This is a genomic window from Rhodococcus sp. NPDC003348 (genome assembly GCF_053589375.1).
In genome coordinates, this window is the sequence record NZ_JBSFRT010000010.1 from 1 (window position 1) to 22,310 (window position 22,310).

At 69.4% G+C, this 22,310-nt stretch carries 28 protein-coding genes; 18 read left to right on the forward strand and 10 right to left on the reverse strand.

All coding sequences use genetic code 11. The annotated features are described in order from the left end of the window. Positions 1 to 160: 160 nt before the first annotated feature. From ACWDU4_RS09065 to ACWDU4_RS09095, 7 genes are all read right to left on the reverse strand, one after another. The gene (locus ACWDU4_RS09065) at positions 161 to 991 is read right to left on the reverse strand and encodes an oxidoreductase (RefSeq protein ID WP_450113552.1); all 831 of its coding nucleotides are present in this window, start codon (positions 989 to 991) and stop codon (positions 161 to 163) included. A gap of 68 nt (positions 992 to 1,059) precedes the next feature. Beyond that, positions 1,060 to 2,007, reverse strand: coding sequence for a diiron oxygenase (locus ACWDU4_RS09070; RefSeq protein ID WP_450113553.1), 948 nt, complete (start codon positions 2,005 to 2,007; stop codon positions 1,060 to 1,062). Next, entirely contained in the window at positions 2,004 to 2,870 is an 867-nt protein-coding gene (locus ACWDU4_RS09075; protein ID WP_450113554.1) for a prephenate dehydrogenase/arogenate dehydrogenase family protein, read from the reverse strand. The genes ACWDU4_RS09070 and ACWDU4_RS09075 overlap by 4 nt, the downstream gene beginning before the upstream one ends. Next, on the reverse strand, positions 2,867 to 4,942 hold the full coding sequence (gene pabB / locus ACWDU4_RS09080) for an aminodeoxychorismate synthase component I (RefSeq protein ID WP_450113555.1): 2,076 nt from the start codon (positions 4,940 to 4,942) through the stop codon (positions 2,867 to 2,869). Before pabB ends, ACWDU4_RS09075 begins: the two co-directional genes overlap by 4 nt. Before the next feature lie 9 nt (positions 4,943 to 4,951). Then, positions 4,952 to 5,329: a chorismate mutase family protein gene (locus ACWDU4_RS09085; RefSeq protein WP_450113556.1), complete on the reverse strand. Its 378-nt coding sequence runs from the start codon at positions 5,327 to 5,329 to the stop codon at positions 4,952 to 4,954. A 101-nt stretch (positions 5,330 to 5,430) separates the two neighbouring features. Continuing rightward, positions 5,431 to 6,207 (reverse strand): MBL fold metallo-hydrolase, encoded by a 777-nt coding sequence (locus ACWDU4_RS09090; protein ID WP_450113557.1) that lies wholly within the window; start codon positions 6,205 to 6,207, stop codon positions 5,431 to 5,433. Beyond that, on the reverse strand, positions 6,194 to 7,648 hold the full coding sequence (locus ACWDU4_RS09095; protein ID WP_450113558.1) for a flavin-containing monooxygenase: 1,455 nt from the start codon (positions 7,646 to 7,648) through the stop codon (positions 6,194 to 6,196). Before ACWDU4_RS09095 ends, ACWDU4_RS09090 begins: the two co-directional genes overlap by 14 nt. An 88-nt stretch (positions 7,649 to 7,736) precedes the next feature. Here ACWDU4_RS09095 and ACWDU4_RS09100 point away from each other — a divergent pair, with 88 nt between their 5' ends. The 3 genes from ACWDU4_RS09100 to ACWDU4_RS09110 all read left to right on the forward strand — a co-directional run bounded on the left by ACWDU4_RS09100 (position 7,737) and on the right by ACWDU4_RS09110 (position 12,187). Then, a complete protein-coding gene (locus ACWDU4_RS09100; protein ID WP_450113559.1) occupies positions 7,737 to 9,767 on the forward strand; it encodes a phage holin family protein in 2,031 nt (676 codons plus the stop codon). Positions 9,768 to 9,807: 40 nt separating this feature from the next. After that, positions 9,808 to 11,064 carry a hypothetical protein gene (locus ACWDU4_RS09105; RefSeq protein ID WP_450113560.1) on the forward strand — a complete coding sequence of 419 codons (1,257 nt, stop codon included), beginning with the start codon at positions 9,808 to 9,810 and terminating at the stop codon, positions 11,062 to 11,064. Positions 11,065 to 11,158: 94 nt separating this feature from the next. Then, positions 11,159 to 12,187, forward strand: coding sequence for an iron-containing redox enzyme family protein (locus tag ACWDU4_RS09110; protein ID WP_450113561.1), 1,029 nt, complete (start codon positions 11,159 to 11,161; stop codon positions 12,185 to 12,187). Here ACWDU4_RS09110 and ACWDU4_RS09115 read toward each other — a convergent pair. Further along, complete coding sequence (locus ACWDU4_RS09115; protein WP_450113562.1) at positions 12,125 to 12,406, reverse strand: CDGSH iron-sulfur domain-containing protein; 282 nt, start codon at positions 12,404 to 12,406, stop codon at positions 12,125 to 12,127. The two genes, ACWDU4_RS09110 and ACWDU4_RS09115, sit on opposite strands and share 63 nt — an antisense overlap. After that, a complete protein-coding gene (locus tag ACWDU4_RS09120) occupies positions 12,390 to 13,031 on the reverse strand; it encodes a methyltransferase (RefSeq protein ID WP_450113563.1) in 642 nt (213 codons plus the stop codon). The genes ACWDU4_RS09115 and ACWDU4_RS09120 overlap by 17 nt, the downstream gene beginning before the upstream one ends. A 188-nt stretch (positions 13,032 to 13,219) precedes the next feature. Here ACWDU4_RS09120 and ACWDU4_RS09125 point away from each other — a divergent pair, with 188 nt between their 5' ends. From ACWDU4_RS09125 to ACWDU4_RS09185, 13 genes are all read left to right on the forward strand, one after another. After that, positions 13,220 to 13,600, forward strand: coding sequence for a hypothetical protein (locus ACWDU4_RS09125; protein WP_450113564.1), 381 nt, complete (start codon positions 13,220 to 13,222; stop codon positions 13,598 to 13,600). A 114-nt stretch (positions 13,601 to 13,714) separates the two neighbouring features. After that, positions 13,715 to 14,053, forward strand: coding sequence for a DUF6292 family protein (locus tag ACWDU4_RS09130; protein ID WP_450113693.1), 339 nt, complete (start codon positions 13,715 to 13,717; stop codon positions 14,051 to 14,053). Positions 14,054 to 14,278: 225 nt separating this feature from the next. Continuing rightward, positions 14,279 to 14,662 carry an STAS domain-containing protein gene (locus tag ACWDU4_RS09135; RefSeq protein ID WP_450113565.1) on the forward strand — a complete coding sequence of 128 codons (384 nt, stop codon included), beginning with the start codon at positions 14,279 to 14,281 and terminating at the stop codon, positions 14,660 to 14,662. A 104-nt stretch (positions 14,663 to 14,766) separates the two neighbouring features. Beyond that, a complete protein-coding gene (locus tag ACWDU4_RS09140) occupies positions 14,767 to 15,417 on the forward strand; it encodes a hypothetical protein (RefSeq protein ID WP_450113566.1) in 651 nt (216 codons plus the stop codon). Between the two features lie 95 nt (positions 15,418 to 15,512). After that, positions 15,513 to 16,490 carry an SRPBCC family protein gene (locus tag ACWDU4_RS09145; RefSeq protein ID WP_450113567.1) on the forward strand — a complete coding sequence of 326 codons (978 nt, stop codon included), beginning with the start codon at positions 15,513 to 15,515 and terminating at the stop codon, positions 16,488 to 16,490. Continuing rightward, complete coding sequence (gvpJ, locus tag ACWDU4_RS09150; RefSeq protein WP_450113568.1) at positions 16,487 to 16,900, forward strand: gas vesicle protein GvpJ; 414 nt, start codon at positions 16,487 to 16,489, stop codon at positions 16,898 to 16,900. Before ACWDU4_RS09145 ends, gvpJ begins: the two co-directional genes overlap by 4 nt. Then, on the forward strand, positions 16,900 to 17,682 hold the full coding sequence (locus ACWDU4_RS09155; RefSeq protein ID WP_450113569.1) for a GvpL/GvpF family gas vesicle protein: 783 nt from the start codon (positions 16,900 to 16,902) through the stop codon (positions 17,680 to 17,682). Before gvpJ ends, ACWDU4_RS09155 begins: the two co-directional genes overlap by 1 nt. Positions 17,683 to 17,685: 3 nt before the next feature. After that, complete coding sequence (locus ACWDU4_RS09160) at positions 17,686 to 17,922, forward strand: gas vesicle protein GvpG (protein WP_450113570.1); 237 nt, start codon at positions 17,686 to 17,688, stop codon at positions 17,920 to 17,922. Between the two features lie 6 nt (positions 17,923 to 17,928). Further along, entirely contained in the window at positions 17,929 to 18,219 is a 291-nt protein-coding gene (locus ACWDU4_RS09165; RefSeq protein WP_450113571.1) for a gas vesicle protein GvpO, read from the forward strand. Further along, positions 18,216 to 18,596, forward strand: a complete 381-nt coding sequence (locus ACWDU4_RS09170; protein ID WP_450113572.1) for a gas vesicle protein — start codon at positions 18,216 to 18,218, stop codon at positions 18,594 to 18,596. The genes ACWDU4_RS09165 and ACWDU4_RS09170 overlap by 4 nt, the downstream gene beginning before the upstream one ends. Beyond that, positions 18,589 to 19,371: a GvpL/GvpF family gas vesicle protein gene (locus ACWDU4_RS09175; protein WP_450113573.1), complete on the forward strand. Its 783-nt coding sequence runs from the start codon at positions 18,589 to 18,591 to the stop codon at positions 19,369 to 19,371. Before ACWDU4_RS09170 ends, ACWDU4_RS09175 begins: the two co-directional genes overlap by 8 nt. After that, positions 19,368 to 19,577, forward strand: coding sequence for a gas vesicle protein (locus ACWDU4_RS09180; RefSeq protein WP_450113574.1), 210 nt, complete (start codon positions 19,368 to 19,370; stop codon positions 19,575 to 19,577). The genes ACWDU4_RS09175 and ACWDU4_RS09180 overlap by 4 nt, the downstream gene beginning before the upstream one ends. Then, a complete protein-coding gene (locus tag ACWDU4_RS09185) occupies positions 19,570 to 19,881 on the forward strand; it encodes a gas vesicle protein K (protein ID WP_450113575.1) in 312 nt (103 codons plus the stop codon). Before ACWDU4_RS09180 ends, ACWDU4_RS09185 begins: the two co-directional genes overlap by 8 nt. 26 nt (positions 19,882 to 19,907) lie before the next feature. Here the strand turns inward: ACWDU4_RS09185 and ACWDU4_RS09190 are convergent, their stop codons facing one another. Further along, positions 19,908 to 20,753, reverse strand: coding sequence for an alpha/beta fold hydrolase (locus tag ACWDU4_RS09190; RefSeq protein ID WP_450113694.1), 846 nt, complete (start codon positions 20,751 to 20,753; stop codon positions 19,908 to 19,910). Positions 20,754 to 21,147: 394 nt separating this feature from the next. Here ACWDU4_RS09190 and ACWDU4_RS09195 point away from each other — a divergent pair, with 394 nt between their 5' ends. Together ACWDU4_RS09195 and ACWDU4_RS09200 are read left to right on the forward strand one after the other, a co-directional pair. After that, positions 21,148 to 21,678, forward strand: coding sequence for a hypothetical protein (locus ACWDU4_RS09195; RefSeq protein WP_450113576.1), 531 nt, complete (start codon positions 21,148 to 21,150; stop codon positions 21,676 to 21,678). After that, on the forward strand, positions 21,675 to 22,298 hold the full coding sequence (locus ACWDU4_RS09200) for an RES family NAD+ phosphorylase (protein WP_450113577.1): 624 nt from the start codon (positions 21,675 to 21,677) through the stop codon (positions 22,296 to 22,298). Before ACWDU4_RS09195 ends, ACWDU4_RS09200 begins: the two co-directional genes overlap by 4 nt. The last annotated feature ends 12 nt before the right edge of the window (positions 22,299 to 22,310 follow it).

The window sequence follows — 22,310 nt, forward strand, 5'->3', positions numbered from 1 at the left end:
ATTATATTACAAGACTAGTACGAAATCGTATAACGGGGTTGGGTTTGTTGTTTTTATGCGTGGGGCCCTCGCGTCGCGCCCCCTCCTCGGCTCCGGAGCCGAGGAGGCCGCTGCGGTCGCGCATGACCTACGGAGATGGTTCGCCTGTTGTGCTTGTCTGTCAGTCGCGAACGCCGGTGGCGCGTTTGATGATCGCGTCGAAGACGCGGTCGGGCAGTAACCATTTCGCGAAGATCAACGGCTTGGCTCCGAATCCGACGGTGTAGCGGGTCTTGGGGCGGCGCGCAGTGACGGCCTTGCCGATCGTGTCGGCGATCACCTGCGGTGGCGAGTTACGTTTGGCGTTGGCGTCGGAGCCGAGCAAGGTGGCCACGGCTCGGGCCTGGACGGAGTAGGCGGTGTTGCCGGAAACCTTGCGCAGGTGATTGGCGGCGATGCCGCCCCATTCGGTAGCGATACCGCCGGGCTCGATCACCACGACGTCGATCCCGAAAGGCCGCACCTCGAGGCGTAGGCAGTCGCTGAGTCCTTCCAGGGCGAATTTGGTGCCGTGGTACCAGCCCCCGAGGGGCGTGTAGATCTTGCCGCCCATGGAGGTGATGTTGACGATGGTGCCGCTTCCCTGGGCACGCATGTGCGGCAGGACCAACTGGGCCAGGCGCGCGGCGCCGAACACGTTGACCTCGAACTGGTGGCGGGCCTCACCCAAGGGCACGTCCTCGATCGCGCCGTAGGAGCCATATCCGGCGTTGTTGACCAGCACGTCGATGCGGCCGGTCTCGGCGATGATCCGGTCGATTCCTGCGGTCGCCGACGGGTCGTCGGTGACGTCCATCGCCAGCGGTCGGATGCCGTGGTCCGTGAGTTTCTGCAAGCGGCCCGTACGCCGCGCCGCGCCGTAGACGGTGTAGCCGAGGTCGGCCAGTGTGCGTGCGGTGGCTTCGCCGATACCGGAGGAGGCCCCGGTGACGAGCGCTGTCTTGGTGGTCATATCGCCTCACTACGACACCGAACCGACGTTCGTGTCCTCTTCTGGGCCGTCGCCACCGGAACCCGACCTCACTGCGAATCGGACCGACCGAAGCGCGCCAGCAGGCGGTCGATGGCGCTGCAGTCCTGCAGGAACCGGCGGCGCTCGGGGTCGGCGGCGACGTCGCGCAGCATCGCGTCGCCGCCGTCGACGTGCTCGGCGGACAGGATCGCCGACCACACCATCAGATCCGTCGATGTGAACGCCTCGACCCCCTCGCGCAGCGCCGCCGCGAGGGTGTTCCGGTCGCGTTCATCGAGCTTGTCGTGGACCAACGCGATCATCTCCGTGGCCACCGAGGCGTGCGCGCACTCGTCGCGGCGGTGCAGCGCGACCGTCGCCTGGTGCACCGGCTGAATGCTGCGGTCGTTCGCGATCAGGGCCAGATAGTCGCCGATCGAGGTCTCCGCGACCGTTTCGTACGCCAGCGTCGTCAACGCGGCGTCGCGCGGAGTATCCGCCCGCGCCACCGCATCGCGGTGCCCGCGCACCATCGCAGTCGCGGGCAGTGCGCCCTCACCCAGTGCCCAGCCGCGCCGGCGCCGGGTCAGTGCGGACGCGTTGAGGTGCATCAGCGTGTGGTACTCCTCGTCGACCATCGCCTGGACCACCGCCGCCCGCGCGGTGTCGGAGAAGCCGGTGTCGAACGCATCCCGGAACAGGAGGCCGAAGCCCGGGGTCACCACGTCCTGTTCGACGTCGATCACGTTCCGGTTGTAGGAGATCCACGCCCACGCCCGGATCCGGTCTCGGACGTCCTCGTCCTGCTTCTCGTACGCCGGGTGGCCGGCGAACGGCAGCAGGACCTCCGGGTAGTCGATGCGATCGGCGTCGAACAGCTCGTCCATCGTCGGTCCTTCGAGCTCGGGTTCGGTGCGCCGCACCGTCGCCCGGCGCGGCCAGCTGCGCACCAGACCGCGGATCACCGCCGTCTCCACCGGGTCGGTGGGATCGTGCTCGGGTAGGCGGCCGGTCACCGGGGCAGTCCTTCGAACAGGCCCGCGCACAGGTCGGCGTAGCCCCGGGCCCGATCGCCGAGGGGCGTGGCGGCGTCGGCGAGCATCTCCGCGAACGCGCTTGCATCGGCGGCGCAGGCGTCCGACATCCGGGACACCGCCAGCGCCAACGCCTCCCGCGCCGCCGGCGCGTACGGGTTCGCGGTCTGGACGTCCCGGTACACCTCGGGTGTGCCGCGGGCGATCCTGGCGAGCAGCGCGGACAGGGCGGTGAACGGGGGTGGGGCGAGGGCCGCGGTCTCGTCCGCGTCGACATCGAGATCCGCCAGGGCCAGCCCGAACGCCAGCACCGCCGCGTGGGTGAGCGCCTGCATCGCCGCGCACACCCGGTCGTGCCGGTCCGCGGTCGTCACCTGCACCCGTGCACCCCAACCGCGGATCTCGGCGACCACCGCGTCCGCGGCGGCCCCGTCGCGGTGGATCACCGCCGCCACCGCGCGGCCGGGCAACCCCAGTGCCGGCGCGAACATCGGGTTCACCCCGACCACCGCGGCCTCGACCTGCGCCCCGGCAACCGCCTCCGCGAACCTCGATTTCACCGACAGGGTCTCGACCAGCACGGCATCCGGCCGCAGCATCGGTCCCACCGTCGCGACCGCGGTCAGCGCCACGCCTTCCGGCACCGCCAGCACCACCACATCGGCGCTATCGATCATTTCCGTCAATTCGCCCTCGGGACAGCGTATGTCGATGCCGGACGCGACGTCCGCGACGGTCACCGCGGCACCGGATCCACGCCACCTGTCGACGAGCATCGCGCCGACCGCGCCCGCACCACCGGCCACGACGACCGATCGCGGCATCCGGGTGGCCGGTGTGGTCACGGCTCGCTCTCACCGGCCATAGACAGGCAGCGCCGCATAGACAGTGCCTTGACCATCGTTTCCTCGAACTCCTCGTCCGGGTCGGACAACGCGACGATCGCCCCGCCGACACCGAAGGTCACCGAGTCACCGGCCGCGACCATCGTGCGGATCACGATCGACAGGTCGGCGGTGCCGGTCAGCGAGAAGTAGCCGATCGCGCCGGAGTACACGCCACGCGGGCCGGCCTCGAGCTTGTCGATGATCTCCATCGTCCGCACCTTCGGCGCCCCCGTCATCGAACCGCCGGGGAACGCCGCCCGCACACAGTCCACCGCCGACTGGTCCTCCCGTAACCGTCCGCGCACCGTCGACACCAACTGGTGCACCGGCGCGTACGTCTCGACGTCGAACAGCAAGGGCACGTGCACCGATCCCGGCACGCACACCCGGGACAGGTCGTTGCGCACCAGGTCGACGATCATCAGGTTCTCCGCGCGGTCCTTCTCGCTCAGCAGCAGATCGCGCCGCAACGCCAGGTCCCGGTCCGGGTCGTCGGACCGCGGCCGGGTGCCCTTGATCGGCTTCGACTCGACGGTCCGGTCCGCGTGTACGCGCAGGAACCGCTCCGGGGACGCGCTGAGCACCGACAGTCCGGTGAACTGCAGCAGCGCACTGTAGGGCACCGGACTGATCTCCCGCAGGCAGGCGTACCCGGCCAGCGGGTCGAGCCGTTGGTGCACCGTCGCGGCGTTCGTCAGGCACACCTCGTAGGACTCGCCGGAGCGAATCTCCGCGAGACAGTGTTCGATCAGCCGCAGGTAGGTCTGCTGGTCGTGCCGGAACGTCATCGGCACGTCCGCGTGGTGGGGCACCAGCGGGGGAGCGGTCGCCGCCGCCGACCCGGCGCCGTCCTCGAGCTCCCGGAGCGCGGCCGCCGTCTCCCGCATCCAGCGCGTGGTGGCCGGATCGTCGGGCCCGTCGGCGAGCTCGAGCGCGAGCAGGTGACAGCAGCCGGCCGTGTGGTCGATCACGAGGGCCCGATCCGCGAACACCAACGCCGCGTCCGGCTGCTCGGACGCGTGAGCCAGCTGTCCGCCCGTGTCCGCCTTCAACTCGTAACCCAGGTACCCCACATAGCCGAGGCAGAAGCCGAACGGCAGGTCCGACCGCGGCGCGACCGCGCGTGCACGCAACTGCTCGTCGAGGTAGTCGAACAGGGGGCTGCGGATCTCGTGCGAGGATCCGTCGGACCGGGACACCCGTACCGTCGTCTCCGGCACCCGGTACGTGACGTACTCCGCCCGCGGGCCCGCACAGTTGCCCATCACCGAGAACCGGCCGTCCGCCGCGGTCGCCGCGGACCCGTCCAGCCAGTACCCGTTCGGTCCGCCCGCGAACAGCCGCTCGTACACCGCGTGCGGGTCGACCGCGCGATCGACCCGCGCGGTCCGCACCCGGTACCGGTGCGCCGGCTCCTCGGCGGCCACCGGTGCCGCGGGTGGAGCGGGACGACGGGACCGCACCGGCGTCGACGACACGAAGTTCTCCACCAGTTCGCGGCCGTACTCGGTGCAGATCGACTCCGGATGGAACTGCACCCCCCACAACGGGCGCTCGCGGTGCCGCACCGCCATCAGCACCCCGTCATCGGCCCACGCCTGCGCCTCCAGATCGGCGGGCAGGTCCTCCACGGCCAGCGAGTGGTACCGCACCGCCCGGAACGGGGAGGGGATGCCGGCGAACAGGCCCCGGCCGTCGTGCCGCACCGTGCTGAGCCGGCCGTGTCGCGGCTCCGGTGCCGGGACCACGCCGCCCCCGAACAGGTGACAGAGTCCCTGATGTCCCAGGCACACCCCGAGCACCGGCAGCCCGCTCTCCGTCAGCGCCTGTTTGCTGATCCCGAAGTCCCGAACACGGTCGGGTCGTCCCGGACCGGGCGAGATCACGATGTTGTCGTAGTCGGCCAGCCGCACCGACGCCCAGGGCGTGTCGTTCGTGACCACCGTCGGGGTGCACCTGTTGACCTCCGTCAACAGGGCGTACAGGTTGTACGTGAACGAGTCGTAGTTGTCGATCAGCAGCGTCCGCACGGTGCCCCCTCAGTTCGCCTCGTCCTCCGCCGTCGGCACCGCGATGATCTGGTCCTCGACCCGACAGGTCTCGGCGATCAGCAGGTCGTACACGTCGTGCAGGAACTGCGGGGACAGGTCGTGGTCGAGCGCGTACGAGTGCGCGTGCTCGTGCACCGCCCCGACCCGACGCGGCTGCATCATCGGGATCGCGTGCCGGCGTTTGACCAGTGCGATTCGGCTGCAGATCTCGATCCGGGCACGGATGTCGTCGAGGAGTCGGTCGTCGATGCCGTCCAACTCCGCGCGCAGGCCCTCGAGCTCGTGCCCTCTCGGATCCCGGCGCTCAGGCTCGGGTACCTCGGTGCTGATGCTGCCGATCCGGGTGCTGCCGGTCGAATCGTCCATGCTCGGTACCACCTTGAACTGTCCGAAACTGTGTCCCCGACTTGCCCTTCATGGTCCCACCGTCGCGGGGTCCGGCAATACGGTTCGCCGATGTTCGCAGGTCACGATTGATCAACGGTGGCCGCGCTGCCCGGGGCCAGTTCCACCGCGCGCAGCCCCGCCGCCTCGGCGCGCCGCACGAACTCGCCGCCCGGACCGTGGAACCGGAGCGGCCGCACCGCGTCGAAACCGATCGGCCACAACGTCCCGAAGTGCACCGGCACCGAGGTGCCCGCGGACACCAGTTCCGCCGCCCGTGCCGCCGCCTCCGGATCCATGTGCCCGGGACCCAGATTCGGCCCCCACCCGCCGACCGGCAGCAGGGCCACGTCACAACGCGGCACCCAGTCCGCCATCGCCGGGTCCAGCGCGGTGTCCCCGGCGAAGTAGGTGGTCGCCGAGCCCGTCACCACGTATCCCACCGCCTGAGCCCGCGCCCCGCGCGGCCACCGCCTGCCGTCGTGATCGGCGGGCACCGCCCGCACCGTCACGTCGCCGATGACCGTCTCGTCCCCGGCGCCCAGCTCGATCAGCCGGTCGCCGAACCGGCGCAGGCCGGCGAACGCGTCGACCGCACCGCGCGGCACCACGATGGGTGTCTCACCGTCGAGCAGCAGCAACGACGGAATGTGGGTGTGGTCGGCATGCAGGTGCGAGAGCAGCACCGCGTCCGGCCGGGAAAGCTCCACGAGGGGGTCCGGGCCCCGGCGCCGACGCAGGTGGCCCACCCGAGCGGTGAGGACCGGATCGGTCAGGACCGTCGTCGCGCCGTCGGTGATCGACACCGTCGCGTGACCCAGCCATTCGACACGCACCGTGTCCCGGTCAGCGCCCGTCACGGGAGAACACCATCGACTCGTCCGCCAGCGACCCGAATCGCAGCGCCACGATGTCGAGCGGATAGTTCTGATGCAGCCGCCACGGTGTCCGCCCACCCTGTCGAGGGAACCGGTGGATGCCCCGCCGGACATAGCCCGAACTGAAGTCGATCGCGGGCAGTCGCGGCATCGCCGGGTCGGTGTTGCGTGGCGTGCACTGCCGGTAGCCCCTCTCGTCCATGTACTCCAGCAGCCGACACACGTAGTCGCACGTCAGATCGCACTTGAGCGTCCACGATGCGTTCGTGTAGCCGATGCAGAAGGCCAGATTCGGCACCCCCTCGATCATCATGCCCTTGTAGGCCAACATCTTCGACAGATCCACCGCGGCCCCGTCCACCGACAGCGCCATCCCGCCGAGTGGCAGCAGTTCGAGCCCCGTCGCCGTCACCACCACATCGGCGGGCAGCTCCGCACCCGACGTCAGCCGGATCCCGGTGGGGGTGAACGACTCCACTGCGTCGGTGACCACCGTGGCCGCCCCCGAGCGAATCGCCGAGAACAGGTCACCGTCGGGCACGAAGCACATCCGCTGATCCCACGGGTCGTACCGCGGGGTGAAGTGCCGTAGATCGTACGTCGCCCCCAGCTGTGTGCGGACGCCCTTGTGCAGCAGGCGCTTCACCAGTTCCGGCCGCCGCCGGCTCAGCTCGAAGAACACCATGAAACGCAGCACGTTCTTCCACCGAATGAGCTGGTACACCCACCGCGCGGGCAGGGCCCGGCCCAGCGTCCGCGCCAGCGCGTCACGCGACGGCAGCGACAGCACGTAGCTGGGCGAGCGCTGCAGCATCGTCACATGGGCCGCGGTTGCGGCCATCGCAGGCACCAGCGTCACGGCGGTGGCGCCGCTTCCGATGACCACGACCCGTTTGCCCGAGTAATCGAACTCGGTGTCCCAGTGCTGCGGGTCCAGGATCTGCCCGCCGAACGTGTCGACACCGGCGAACTCGGGACGATAGCCGTGCCCGTAGTCGTAGTAGCCGCTGCAGACGAACAGGAAACCGCAGGTGATCTGCACGCGATCGCCGCCCCGGTCCGCGGTCACCGTCCACCGGGCCTCGTCCGAACTCCACCGGGCCTCGACCACCCGGTGCCCGAACCGGATCCAGCGCGCCACGTCGTACTCGGCCGCCGTATCCCGCACGTAGTCCAGGATCGACGGCCCGTCCGCGATCGCCTTCGCGCCTCGCCACGGCCGGAACGCGTAGCCGAGGGTGTACATGTCGGAGTCCGATCGCACCCCCGGATACCGGAACTGGTCCCACGTGCCGCCCATGCGGTCCCGCGCCTCGAGAATCGCCACCGTCGCGGCCGGCCGACTCCGCCGCAGGTGACACGCCGCCCCGATACCGGACAGCCCTGCTCCCACGATCAGCACATCGACGTGTTCGGTTGACATGTCAGTCACCACCGGTGGGGGGTTCGTCGTGCCTCGACAGTATCACCGCACTTCACCCCTACGATCCGTAGCAAAGGGAGGTACGTCGATGCGCGTTGTGGGATCCGTCGCCCGGTCCGCCACCGAATTCCTGGTCCTGTGGCTGATCTCGGCCCTGGCGCTCGTGCTCACCGACCTGGTGCTCCCGGGCGTCCGCCTCGACGCCGTGCCGGGCGGCGGATGGTTCGCGACGGTACCCGCGGCCCTGGCGCTGGCGTTGGTGTTCGGCATCCTGTCGGTGATCCTGTGGCCGCTGCTGGTGCGGGCCATGCTGTGGGCGGGCCCGGCACTGCTGTTCATCGGAGCCTTCGCCGGGAACTGGCTGATCATGATGCTCGCGGTGAGGCTGGTTCCGCTCGCAACCGTCGACCGGGCCCGCGACCTGCTCGCGCTGTCGGTGGTGCTGTCGCTCGTCGGCTCCGCCGTCGCGGGCGCGATGGCGGCCCGCCGCGACGACACCTACCGGATGATGCTGGTGCGGCGCAACCGGTCCCGGCTGCGCCGCACCGGACAGTCCGTCCGCGTCGACACGGAAGGCCCAGGGCTGCTCTGCATTCAGATCGACGGGCTCGGCCACGGCGTACTGCAGCGCGCGATCCGGGACGGCATCGTCCCCGTGCTCGCCGACCTCGTGCGGGACCGCTCGCACCTTCTGGTGCCGTGGCACACCGACTGGAGCAGTCAGACCGGCGCCAGCCAACTCGGAATCCTGCACGGCGACAACCACAACGTCCCCGCGTTCCGCTGGTACGACAAGTCCCGCGACGCCGTCGCCGTGTTCAGCAACCCCGCCGACAATGCCGCCCGCGAAACCGAACGCGCGCACCGCGACGGGCTGCTCAGCGGCGGTCGCGGCGCCAGCCGCGGCAACCTGTTCACCGGCGGCGCCGAGGACAACGTGCTCGTCGTCAGCCGGATGCGCGGCGCCCGGATGGGTGGCGGCGCGGCCGGTTACGCCCACTACTTCGCCGATCCGGCCAGCGCCCTGCGTACCAGTATCCGGCTCGTCGCCGAGGTGCTCCGGGAGATCCGCCAGGCCTACGGGCAACGCCGCGCCGACGTCACGCCCCGGATCCGCCGCGGCGGCCTGTACCCGCTGGTCCGCGCGTTCACCACCGTCGTCGAGACCGACGTCGTGGTCTCCGCCGTCATCGGCGACCTGATCGCCGGACGTGGGGCCGTGTACGTCGACCTGGTCGGCTACGACGAGGTCTCCCACCACTCCGGCGTCGAACGACCCGAAACCCGCGACGTGCTGCGCAAACTCGACGCCGAGATCGGCATGATCGTCGCCGTCGCCGCCCAGGCCCGGCGGCCGTACCGGATCGTCGTGCTCTCCGATCACGGGCAGAGCCAGGGCGCAACCTTCAGCCAGCGGTACGGCGAGGCCCTCGAGGATCTCGTGCTGCGGGCCTGCGGCGAGCAACCCGAGACACCACCGCCCGCCCAGCCACGACCGGGCCACCACGTGCACGCGGCAACGACGGGCACCCGCGGGCGCGGCGCCGAGGGACTCGGGTACGCCGAAGCGAGCCTGCGCACGACCGCGGTCGACACGACCGCACCGGGGGAGCCCGGCAAACCTGTGGTCCTGGCCTCCGGGAACCTCGGACTGGTCAGCTTCCCCCGGGTTCCCGGCCGCGCGACCCTGACGTGGATCGACGAGCACCATCCGGGACTCCTGCCCGCGCTGACCGGGCATCCCGGCATCGGATTCGTGCTCGTGGCCCGCGAGGACGGCGGCTCCGTCGTCCTCGGCCGCGACGGCAGCGTCGACGTCGCGACCGGCGAGGTGACGGGCCGGGATCCGCTGGCCGACTTCGGTCCCTGCACCCTCTCCCGGATCCGTCGCACCGACAGTTTCGACAACGTCGCCGACCTGATGATCAACGGACGGTACTGGCCCGACACCGACGAGGTCGCCGCCTTCGAGGAACAGGTCGGCTCGCACGGCGGTCTCGGCGGCCCGCAGACCACACCATTCCTGCTCTACCCGTCCGACCTGCCCGCGCCGCCGCAGCCGCTGCACGGCGCCGAGGCGGTGCACCGGGTCCTCGTCGGGTGGCGTGACCTGGGCTGAGAGGTTTGTGCGTGAGGACGACGGGTCTTACGGTGTAACCATGCGCCTGCGGGCCAGGACGTGCGCGGCACTCGGGGCCCTCGCCGTGGCCGGCGGGGTGTTGACCGCCGTCCCCGCCGCGGCGGCCCCGGAGATCGGGTGTGCCTGGCAGTTCATGTCGAACTCCACGGCGCTGAACATCGCGTTCCCCGACGCCAACGCCACCTATTGGGTGCTGCCGTACGCGCTCGTCGACGGTGACCGGATCAACCTGAGCGGCTGGTACCCCTACGCCCGGTACATGTCGCTGAACACATACGGCACGAACTTCGACACCGTGGACACCCTGCGCGACAACCAGATCGCATCGGATCCCGGCAGCGGCAACCCGTTCGCCGACACCGCGGACGCCGATCTGCCGGCGCCGCAACGTCGTTGGCACGCGAGTGTGGTCACCGGCGCCGCCGATCACGGCAGCAACGAGATCTCCGCGCTGCCCACCGGTTCCGGCGCCCAGCGCGCACCGGTCGGGTTTCTGATCATCCGGGTGTACGTACCGGACGACGCATCGTCACCCACCGGGGGAGTCCCGCTGCCCGAGGTGAGCCTGACCCGCGCCGGCCGCACCGTCGACATCACCACGTGCGCAGCCCCGTTCGACCCCGCGACCGTGACCGCCGGACCACTCGGTGGCGCCGCGACGACCGCCTTCGACAGCGTGATCGCTTCCGCCGCGGCCGGCGCGTTTCCCGGTGACGTCCCCGAGGCGACGTTCGTCAACCCGGCCAGTACGTCCGGGTTGTTTCCCAACGGCGACAACAAGTATGTCGGCGCGGGACTGACGTATCAGCCGGGCCGGATCGTGGTGGTCCGCGGCCGCGCCCCCACCTTCCCCGACACCCGCGCCGGGGTGCCCGCGGCCGAACCCGGCACCGATGTCCGGTATTGGTCGATGTGCCAGAACGACCTGGTCTCGCCGTACCCGGTGGTCGCGTGTGCCGCGGATTTCCAGACCCGCGCGGATGATTCGGGGTTCTACACCTACGTCCTCGCCGCGCCGGGCGACCTGCCGAGCGAAGCCGCCTCCGATCCGGCGGTGACCGTGCTGCCGTGGGGTTCGACGGACGTCGCGAAGAAGGTGCTGTTCCTGCGGCACATGCTGCCGAGCAGCCGGTTCTACCCGTACTCGGTGCAGGCGTCGCAGGACCGGCACGCCGACCCGTCGACCACGATGGACGACTACTATCCGCGGGCCACGTACTGCGCCGCGCAGACGTACCGATCCGGCGGATGGCGGTCCTGCTTCGACGCGACGTGACCAGGGAACGCCGGCATGCCCGGTTGTCCGAACCGGGCATGCCGGGAGGGGCCGAGGGTGTTTGCGCGGAGTCCGTCGGAGGCATACTTGTCACGTGCCGGTGCCGACGCCCGCTCTTCCCGTCCCGCGCGGACCCATCTCGTGCGAGATCATCAGCGCGTTGTCCGATTCGCCGCAGTCGATGCGGCGACCGCCCCCGCTCGGGCATGCGGACCCGCTCGGCGGCGACGTGCAACTCGCGCTCCACGTCTGTTACGAACTGCACTACCGAGGGTTTCGCGGAGTCGACCCCGACTGGGAATGGGATCCCGAGCTGATCCGGGCGCGCAGCGCCATGGAACGTGCGTTCCTGGCGCGCGTGCGCGCCGAGATCCCCGGCGGCGCGGACGTCGAGGGTGCGCTCGACGAGGTCGCGGCGGACACACCCGAATCGGGAGGCGTCAGCGCCCACCTGGAACGAGCGGGCACGTGGGATGAAATGCGCGAGTATTTCGTGCACCGGTCGATCTACCAGTTGAAGGAGGCGGACCCGCAGGCCTGGGTGATCCCGCGACTGCGAGAGGGCGCGAAGTGCGCGCTGGTGGCGGTGGAGTTCGACGAGTTCGGCGCCGGCCGCCCGGAGCGCGTGCACTCCACCCTGTTCGAGAACCTGCTGCGCGCCGCGGACCTGCACACCGGGTACCTCGGCTACCTGGACTGCGTGCCACCCGAGACTCTTGCGACGGTGAACCTGACGTCACTTTGCGGGCTCCGTCGCGGACTGCGGGGCGCCCTCGTCGGGCAGTTCGCGGCCGCCGAGATCTCGACCCCTCCCAGCGCACGCCGCCTCGTCGCCGCCCTCGAGCGGATGCACGCGCCGCCGCCGTGCGTCCACTTCTACGCCGAACACGTCGAGGCGGACGCCGTACACGAACAGGTTCTCAGGACCGATGTGGTCGGGGCGATGCTCGATCAGGAGCCCGAACTGGCGACGGACGTCGTGTTCGGAATTCAGGCGGCCGCCCTGCTCGACAGTCGTCTCACCGACCTGGTGCTGTCCAGCTGGCGCCACGGCGTGAGCTCACTGCTCGCCGTCGGCCGCCGACCCGAACCCGCTGTCTCCCACCCCGCTGTCTCCCACTGAGCGGCGACGCAGGGACCGATGACTGGTGTCGCACAGCGGGAAGATCGTGCTGCGGCGGCATCGGCACACCGCGACGACGAACCGCTCGCACACGATCACCTGACCGTCGGGCCGCGTCAGGCGCACCGGGCCGCGCACCAGCGCGGGACCGCCGGGCACCCGCCGCACGAGCTGCGCGGCAGGCGAGTCCCATGCCGGGGGATCAGCACGGTCGATCACCACGAATCACCACCAGTCGCTCGGTGACCTGCCCCGGTGCCGTGAGACCGCGGGCTGCCAGATACCCGGCCCTGCTGCGCAGAACCGGTCCGTACGGGATGTCGACACTGGCCGAGACGACCGCGTGCAGCCCGGACTCCCGCAGGGCCGCCAGCGTGCTTCCGGGATCCGCGAACTCCGACTGCACGAGCAGGAGGCGGCCTCCCGGTCGCAGCAGCTGCCGGGCATGGGCACACAGCGGCTCCAGGACCTCACGGCCGTCCGCGCCGGCATCCCAAGAGATCGAGCGGAACGGCAGTGTGGGCCCGGGAGCCCGGGCTCCCGGGTCGGGCACATAGGGCGGGTTCGCGAGCACCAGGTCGTAGGGGCCCCCGGCGAGAGCGACTCCCATGCCGCCGCGGCGAACCCGGATGTGCAGGCCCCGCAGCATCCCGTTCGCACGCGCGGACAGCACCGCCCGCGCCGAGACGTCCACGGCGGTGACCCCGGCGGCGCCCAGAGTTGCCGCGGTCAGTGCCAGCGCCCCACTGCCTGTGCAGAAGTCGAGCACCCGGGTCGTCCGCGGCAGCGGACGGCGACCGAGCACCGCGGCCAGCAGCCAGGTGTCCTCCTGCGGCCGGTACACGCCCGGCAACCGGAGGACCGGCGTCGCAGCACGGCGACCGGCTGCGAGCAACGACGGCCCACAGTCGACCGGCCCGACCAAGTCCGTCGTCCTCGCGAAGGGGTGCATGGTGTCCTCACGTACCCGGTTGGCGCGAACCGAAACGTGAACGCGTTTGAGCGACACGACGGGCGGGCACAGCCGGGGTCATGAGGAATTCGATTGCACTGACCATTGCCGCGGCCGGGGTGCTGGCGTTTGCCGGCTGCGGTTCCGACGACAGCGGCGACAACAACATGCCGAGCGAGCACACGGGAGGCATGGTCACGAGCGTGGAATCGGGGGTCGACCAGGCCAAGCTGACCGCCTTCGTCGCCTCCTTCCGCACCGGCTATTCGGAACTGGCGGAAGGCCGCAGCGACGAGGATATCGAGAAGATCGTCACCGAATCCTGCGACCAACTCGCGACCGGGGCATCCAAGGAGGCGGTCACCGTCCAGATCGAGACGCTGGCCGCCAACGGCGACACCAAGCCGACCCCGGAACAGGCGGAGAACATCTACAACCTCGTGTCCCCGGCCTGCCCGTAGTCTCGACCGCTGCTGTCGCCGCGGGTACACCCGGGCACCGACCAGGGGTTTGCTCTGGTCCGGCCTGGGCATACCGTGGCCATGGACGGTCGAAAAGGTCCGGCGACAGTGGTGATGGACTACGAAATCTCGACGGAGTCCGGTTTCCGGCGGTACGTCGAGTCGGTGAGTGCCGCGGTGGGCGCCGCGCACGGCGATGTCCGCTGGCAGTTCTGTGCGTCGGGGCCCGCATCGGAGGCATACATCCCGTTGCCCCGTGACGACGTGTTGTTCCCGGGCCGGGAACTGGCGCTGATCTGGCTGGACTCGGGTGGCTGGAGACTCGCGGTCGAGACCGGTTCGAGCGAGGACATGATCACGCTCTGCAGCACCACGGGCGCACCCGTTCCGCATCCCGAATCGGTTGTCGCACTCTGTGATTCGTGCCTTCAGGCACGCAGAAGCCCGCCCTGAACGGACCGGTGCCGGACCTGCTGTTCCCGGGAGGGTGTACAGGACTGCCGCAGGAGGGTGTACAGGACTGCCGCAGTGTGGTAGCAAGAGATGCGGTTGAGATGACAGCCGACGCGGTTCGTGTCCGATTCGGGCTCATCGAATTGCCAGTCCTACATGGCCCCCGTGGTGGCCACGACAGGTTGTCGGCGCGCGAACCATCCCGAAAGTTCTGGGAGGTTCGTCATGTTCGCAACCGCCACACTGGAGCGCCGATTCGTGGGATCCCCACTCGGGCGCGATCCGCTGTCCGACGACGCCGGCACGCTGACGGGTTGTCACACCGCCGTGGTGATCGTCGTGGGCGATCTCGACGCCGCACTGCTCCCCACATTCCTCAACGTCCTCGACCGCGCGCTCACCATCAGCCAACACTCCGTGGTGGTCGATCTGTCGGCCGTGCAGTTCCTCAGCGCGGCGGCGGCCCTGGCACTGGGTCCGGCGCAGGAGAGGGCGTGGCGTGACCACCTCGACCTGAGCGTCCTCGTGGAGTCGCGCGGAGTCGAACGCGCACTCGACGCGACCGGGATGCGCGAGCTCGTGCGCTGCGACCCAAAGCGCCGACGCTGAATTTGTTCGCCCGGACTGATTGAGCAGGCGGGCTCGGGGGTAGTCGAGACAAAACGCACTTTCCGAGACGGCACGTGCGTCAGATCTTCGATGAGGAATTGGCGATGAATACCAAAATGCAGGTGGGCCTCGCGGTAGGGGCCGGATATCTGTTGGGCCGGACGCGCCGGATGAAGACCGCGCTCATGCTCGCCGGCGCCGGCCTGACCGGTCGGTTCCCGGCCGCACCGAGAGATCTTCTGGAACGGGGCGGCAAGGCACTCGCCGCCTCACCGGAGGTCGCGAAACTGGGGAAGTCGATCCGAGGTGAGCTGCTGACCGCTGCGAAGACGGCGGCGACGACGGCGGCCAGCGGCCGGATCGATTCCCTCAGCGAACGGCTCCAATCCGGCGGTAAGGGAGTCGTCCAGGGTGGAGAAGACCTGCTCGAGGGCGTCGGCGAGGGCGTCGGCGAGGTCGTCGGCGAGGTCGTGACCGGAAAGAAGCGCAAGCGCGCGGAGCCGGAGCCGGAAGACGAATACGACGAAGACGAGTACGAGGAAGACGAAGAAGAGGAGCCGGTGGAGGATGAAGCGCCCCGTGCACGGAAGCGTCCCGCCGCGAGGCGCCGGAGCGAGGAGGGTTCGTCTCGGTCCACCCGGTCCCGGTCGTCCGCCAGGGCAGACGACGACGAGGACGAGGCTCCGGCACGGCCCAGGAAGACACGTGCGCCGGCTTCGAGTGACTCCGCGCCGGTACGCCGGACCCGGAAGTGATCACGATGACTGACAAGTCCAACGACGAGACGAGCCGTGACACCTCGGAGGAGTTGTCGCCACTGCAGGAGTCGGTGCAGCGACTGGTTTCCACCGTGACCGACAAGGCGGTGTCGTCGTTGTCGAACAAGGTGCTCGATGCGACCGGACGGCTCAACGAGTACGCCGCTCAGCAAGGCGGTCCCGGTCTGCTCGCGGCGGTCACCGGCGCCGAGAAGCTCGGCGAAGGCAAGTCGCCCGTCAAGGCCGCGATGGGCGCGGGGATGGCCGCGGTGAAACAGGGAGTGAAGGACAAGCTGTCCGCCATCAAGAACGCGTTCACCGGCGGCAAGGGTAAGGGCAAAGGCAAGAAGATCATCAACATCGTGGAGTCCATCGATGTCGGCGTTCCGGTGCAGGTCGCGTACGACCAGTGGACGCTGTTCGGAGAATTTCCCCAGTTCATGAAGAAGCTGGAGAAGGTCGAGCAGGTGTCGGACGAGAAGCTGAGCTGGAAGGCGCAGGTCTTCTGGTCCCATCGAACCTGGGAGTCGACGATCATCGAGCAAGTTCCCGGCGAACGTATCGTGTGGCGGTCCAAGGGCGCCAAGGGCTTCGTCGACGGTGCGGTGACCTTCCACGAGCTCACGCCCGACCTCACCCGGATCCTCGTCGTCCTCGAGTATCACCCGCAGGGGTTCTTCGAGAAGACGGGCAACATCTGGCGGGCGCAGGGAAGGCGAATGCGCCTCGAACTCAAGCACTTCCAGCGTCACGTCATGACCCAGACCATCCTTCACCAAGAAGAAGTGGAGGGATGGCCGGGCGAAATTCGCGACGGCAAGGTCGTCGAGCCCGAGGAGGAACCCGAGGAAGGCGAGGAACCCGGCGAACCCGAAGCCGAGGAGGGCGAGGAGACGGGGGAGCGAGGCTCCGGTGAGCGCGAAGAGGACGAAGGCGAAGAGGACGAATACGAGGAGGAGGACGAAGAGTCCGAACCTCCGCAGAAGGCACCGCGACGCCGCCCGGCCGGCCGTACCCGTAAGGAAGCGGCAGCGAGCGGGCCGCGCCGAAAGCAAGGAGCACGTACATGACCACCGCCATACAACCCGCAGGTAGCTCAGGAGGAGGGGTCGCGGGGCGTCCCAATTCGAGCGGCCTCGCCGACGTGATCGACACGATCCTCGACAAGGGACTCGTCATCGACGCGTACGTGCGTCTTTCGCTGGTCGGCATCGAGCTGGTGACCATCGACGCACGCATCGTCGTCGCGAGCGTCGACACCTATCTCCGGTTCGCCGAGGCCGTGAACCGGCTCGAGATATCCGGAAGCCAGCCGAAGGGCCTGACCGACATCGTCGGCAGCGTGACCGAATCCGGCGCGAAGGGGAAGACGAAGGGCGCCATCGAGGCCGCAGGCGAGAAGCTCGGCCAGTTCCTCGCCGGCGACGAGAGTCCGGAGCGCGAACGCGCGTCGCGGAAGTCCAGCAGAGGTGATCGGTGATGTCTGCCGAGCAGACCACGGACAAGACCGAAACCAGCGGCATCTACGTCTACGGGATAGTTCCTGCCGACGTGGAAGCCGAGAACGACGCCGTCGGAGTGGTGGATTCCGACATCAGCGTCGTCAAGGAGGGCGACATAGCTGCGCTCGTGAGTGAACTGTCGGTCGACCGTCCACTCGGGGAACCGGAAGACCTGCGGGCACACGCCCGCGTGCTGGACGGAACCTCGCGCGTCGCGCCGATCCTGCCGCTGCGGTTCGGCGCGGTTCTCACCGACACCGATGCGGTGAAACAGGAGTTGTTGTCGGCCCACGCGGACGAGTTCGCGGCGGCCCTGTCGGAACTCGAGGGCAAGGCCCAATACGTGGTGAAGGGCCGCTACGTCGAGCACGCCGTCCTGCGGGAGGTGATCGCGGAGAACGACGAGGCCGCCCGGCTGCGGGACGCGATCAGCGGCACGTCCGAGGATGCCACCCGTGACGCCCGCATGGCGCTCGGCGAGCTCGTCACCAACGCGATCTCCGCCAAACGCGATGAAGACACCCGCAGGGCGGTCGAAGCGCTCGACGAGCTGTCCGCCGCCGTCAACATCCGCGAACCCACGCACGAAAGGGAGGCCGTTCACGTTGCACTCCTCGTCGACGTCGGCCGGCAGGAGGAACTCGAAGAAGCTGTGGGGAAGCTCGCGGACGAATGGGAGAACCGCGTCGAGATGCGCCTGCTCGGACCGCTGGCGCCATACGACTTCGTCGTCACCGCGGAACCGGCCGACCAGGGCTGAGCCGTGGGGATTCTGTCGTTCATCGCGACCCTGCCGCTGCGACCGGTGACCGGGGTGATCTCGCTCGCCGAACTCATTCAGCGGCAGGTCGAGCAGGAGCTGCATGATCCCGCCCGAGCGCGCCGCGCGCTCGAGGAGCTGGACGAGGCACGTGAGAGGGGCGAGATCACGCCGGAGGAAGAGGAGCAGGCCGAGCAGGCGATCCTCGACCAGCTGACGAGACGTCCGCGGAAGGAGTGAGAGGTCATGGCAGAGGAGGAGCGGCCCCCGCTGCCGGCCCCCGAGATCGCGCAGCTGGCGCTGCGGGACATCACGGAGCTGACGGGCCGAGAACCCCTCGGCGCGACGGCGGTGTTTCCGTCGGACGACGGCTGGACGGTCGAGGTGGAGGTGGTCGAGGACCGGCGCGTGCCCTCGTCCACGGACCTGCTCGCGACCTACGAAGTGGTGCTCGACCTGGATGGCGAACTGCTGTCGTACAAGCGGACCCGCCGGTACACCCGCGGGGTGAGCGACGATCGGAGTGGACTCCCATGACCGTTGTCGGGCCCGGAAACGCGAATCTGCCTCAGTCCGCCGGGGGACCTCACTCCACCAATCTCGGCGACATCCTCGAACGGGTACTCGACAAGGGGCTGGTGATCGCCGGAGACATCCAGGTCAACCTGCTCGACATCGAACTGCTCACCATCAAACTGCGGTTGGTCATCGCCTCGCTCGAAACCGCGAAGGAGGTTGGCATCGACTGGTGGGAGCACGACCCGTGGCTCACCGGCCGAAGCAGCGACCTCGAACTCGAGAATCGGAAGTTGAAGGAGCGGGTTGCCGAACTCGAGTCGGACCACTCGGTGCGCTCGGCGATCGGGGACGGCAGGCAGCCGGAAGTCGAATCGCGGTCGACACCCGATGACTGACGGAGTGTGGCTGTACGGCATCACCCTGGACGGTGTCGACACGTCGGGCCTCGCCGGCGTGAAAGGAGTCGGCGGCGAACAGGTCCGGACCGTGCGGGCCGGCGGTCTGGTCGCCGCGGTCGGTTCGGTCGATCTCGACGAGTTCGGGGAAGCCGCGTTGCAACGCAACCTCGACGATCTGGACTGGCTGGCGCGCACGGCAAGGGCACACGATGCGGTGGTGGCGGCGCTCCTGCACTGCGGTCCGACGGTGCCGCTGCGGCTGGCGACGCTGTACCACGGCGACGAGCCGATCACCGATCTGCTCGCGGAGCGGAGCGACGAATTCGCCGCCGTGCTGCGCATGGTGACGGATCGCAGCGAATGGGGAGTCAAGGCCTACGGTGACCGCAAGGCGATGGCGGCATCGGCAACAGACGAGGAACGCGAACAACGAGCGGCCGGAACCGGAACCGCCTACCTGCTGCGGCGACGAGCCGAACTCGCCGCACAGGCCGACGTCGAGAAGCGTGCCGCCGCTCACGCGAGCGACATCCACGATCGGCTCTGCCGCGTCGCGGTCCACGGGCGCAGACAGCGGATCACCGACCCGGTCCTCACCGGCCGACACGCGTGGATGATCCACAACGGCACCTATCTGGTGGACACCGCCCGCACCGACGAGTTCGCCGCACTGGTCGCGGAACTCGACGCCGAACACCCCGGCGTCACAGTCGAACTCACGGGGCCGTGGCCCCCGTACTCGTTCACCGGCAACGACCGGGCGGCCCCATGAACGAACCGTTGCCGAACGAGCCGCTGCCGACGGACGAGTACCGCCGCATCGCCCTCGTCGATCTCCTCGACCGCGTGCTCGCGGGCGGTGTCGTGATCTCCGGGGAGATCACCCTGTCGCTCGCCGACATCGACATGGTGCAGATCTCCCTCCGCACGCTCGTTTCCTCGGTGAGTGCACTCCTGCCGGCCCCCGACGATGACTGAGCAGCGACCGGATCGCGACCGCCGGGGACTTCCACGTCGCATCGACGCCGATCCCGAGTCGGTGGAGAAGGGTCTGGTCAGCCTGGTGCTCACGATCGTCGAACTCCTGCGGCAACTGATGGAACGCCAGGCCATCCGCCGGGTAGAGGTCGGTGATCTCAGCGAGGCGCAGATCGAACGGATCGGCACCACCCTCATGCTGCTCGAGGAGAGAATGGCGGAACTACGGGATCATTTCGGGTTGACCGCCGACGACCTGAACATCGACCTCGGGCCACTGGGACCGCTCCTGGCCGACGAGTGATGGCAGCGGGACACCCCGCCCCGTGGTTACCGTCTCAGCGAAAGCATCGCCGCCGCCACCTCGCCGGTGGCCGCATCGGGGATCGCGGTCGCTGCATTCTCTATCACGAGTAGCCGGGCCTCGGGGATCTCCCGCGCGCACGCCTCGCCATTACCGACAGGAAAGAACGGGTTGCGCCTGCCGTGCACCACGAGTGCCGGCATCGCGAGTTCGGGCAGACGTTCTCGCCAGCGCGGCTCGCAGTCGAGCTTGGAGAACACCATTCCCAGCTGATTGGCCATCTGGATCGCGGGGTCGGTGCCCGGCGTGCGGTCCCAGATTCGTTCGGCGGTCACGCGCGCGGCGGCGGGGTCATTGCCAAGGATCTCGGCGCCGGCGGCGGCGAACTCCGCCACGCTGGCGCGGTCGGACCAGTCCGGCTTTGGACGCGCGAACGCCCTGGCCATGGTCGGCCCGTCATGGTCAGGCAGGTCGTCGTCGACCGGACCTGGAGCGACGGGCCTTGTTCCGACGAGCGTGAGCGCGCTGAACGCCTCCGCATGGTCAAGCGCGGCGACCTGGGCGACCATCCCGCCGACACCAATGCCCGCCAGGTGCGCCGGCCTGGAGTCAAGCTCGTGGGCGAGCGATGCGGCGTCCGATGCCAGATCGCGCAGCGTGTAGGCCGGCGACTCGGGATCGACGGTGGTCGATGCCCCCGAATCGCGCAGGTCATACCGCACGACGTGGCGCCCGCCGTGGGCGAGAGCAGCGCACAGGGCGCTCGGCCACGAGAGCATGGTGGTTCCGCCCACCAGGAGAACCAGCGGCGCCGTCGCGTCCCCGAAGTGCTCCACCCCGAATGTGATGCCGCCAGCGTCGATCGTTCTCATCACGTCTGCCATTAGGGTCTCCTCCCGGTCATTGTCTGCACGGTCCGGCCAGTGAACTGGCCCGTAAGCCGCTCGTGCACAGATAGACCCATGGCGAAGCCCAAAACTATCGGTCGGGCCTGACCGAAGAGGTCGAGTCTCCTGCAGCGCCTCGCAGCGTCCAGGACCGCCAGGGTTGAAACTTGGGTACCCAACCCACCTTCTGTAGCTGGGCTACCTTCACCAGCTGGGGTGGGTAGGCAAGGTAGGGCAGGCCGAGTAGCCAAAACCCAGGTCCCCTGTTTCGTTGCGGGGGCACGGATGGCCGGGAACAACCGGCCCGACGGGCTGGTTGACACGGTTGACGCAACCGAGAACACTGAGGTTGACGAGGTTGACCCCCAGGAGGATTTCCATGAACACCCCCACCCTGGTCGAGCAGGAACGTGAGCTCCTGGACCTTCTCACCCGCCGCGTCCACGAGACGTTCGCCGACGCCCGCGCGGCCGGCGTCCCCGCCGAGGCCTTCGGCGACGTCGAGGCCATTGCCGCGGCCATGGCCGCCGCGCTGCCCACCACCCACGTCTACGACCAGCTGGTCGGCCCGTTCTACGACACCGGCGGCCTCACCCGGTGGTGGGACGTGAGCCGACAGGCCGTCAACAAGGCCGTGGCCGCCGGCACGGTGATCGCCTGCCGGCTCGCCGACGGCCAGTGGGTCTACCCCACCTGGCAGTTCACCGCCGAGGGGACGGCGCACCCGCACCTGATCACCCTGTGGAAGTTGCTCCGCGCCGCCGCCGACCCGTGGACCTGCGCGGTGTGGTTGCGCAGCCCGCAGCCCGGGCTCGGTGACCGCAGCGCCGTCGACTGGGTCACCGACGGCCACCCGATCGACACGGCCCTGGAGTTGGCCCGCGCCGACGCGGCGCGGTGGGCCGCGTGACCCGGGACTCTGTCGCCCTCCGTCCCCCGGCCCTGCCGCTGCAGCAGTTCCCCGGCTGCGAGCTCACCGCAGCGCAGCCGCTCGTCCGCGGGCACCGCGCCGCGAACGGCCCCTGGTGGTTCTCCTCCTCCGGCGGCGGCCGGTTCGACCTGACGCCGCCGCGGGGTACCTGCTACCTCGCGTTCGACGAGCTCACCGCGATCCGGGAGACCGTCGGGGAGGCACTGGCGACCACCGGGGTCATCACCGAGGAGTTCGCCTCAGACCGTCAGCTGTCGACCCTGGCCGTGCCGCACGCGCACAACCTGGCCGACACCTGCGCAGACAGGGCCGCCGACTTCGGCCTCACCCGAGAACTGGCATCGATGACCCCGTACGCGGTGCCGCAGGAGTGGGCCGCAGCGTTCGCCGCCGTCAGCTTCGACGGGCTGCGGTACCAGACCCGGTTCACCACCGGGCCGAACCCGAACGCGGTCGGCCTGTTCAACGAGGCGGGCGAGGCCGCGACCTGGCCGACCGACCCGAACCCCGAGCCGCTCACCGCAGTTGCTCGACGGTGCGGCCTCACAGTCGCCGGCCCGCCGCGGTCGGTTCGGATCGTCTCGCCGCCGACGCACTGATCCCGGCCGCAC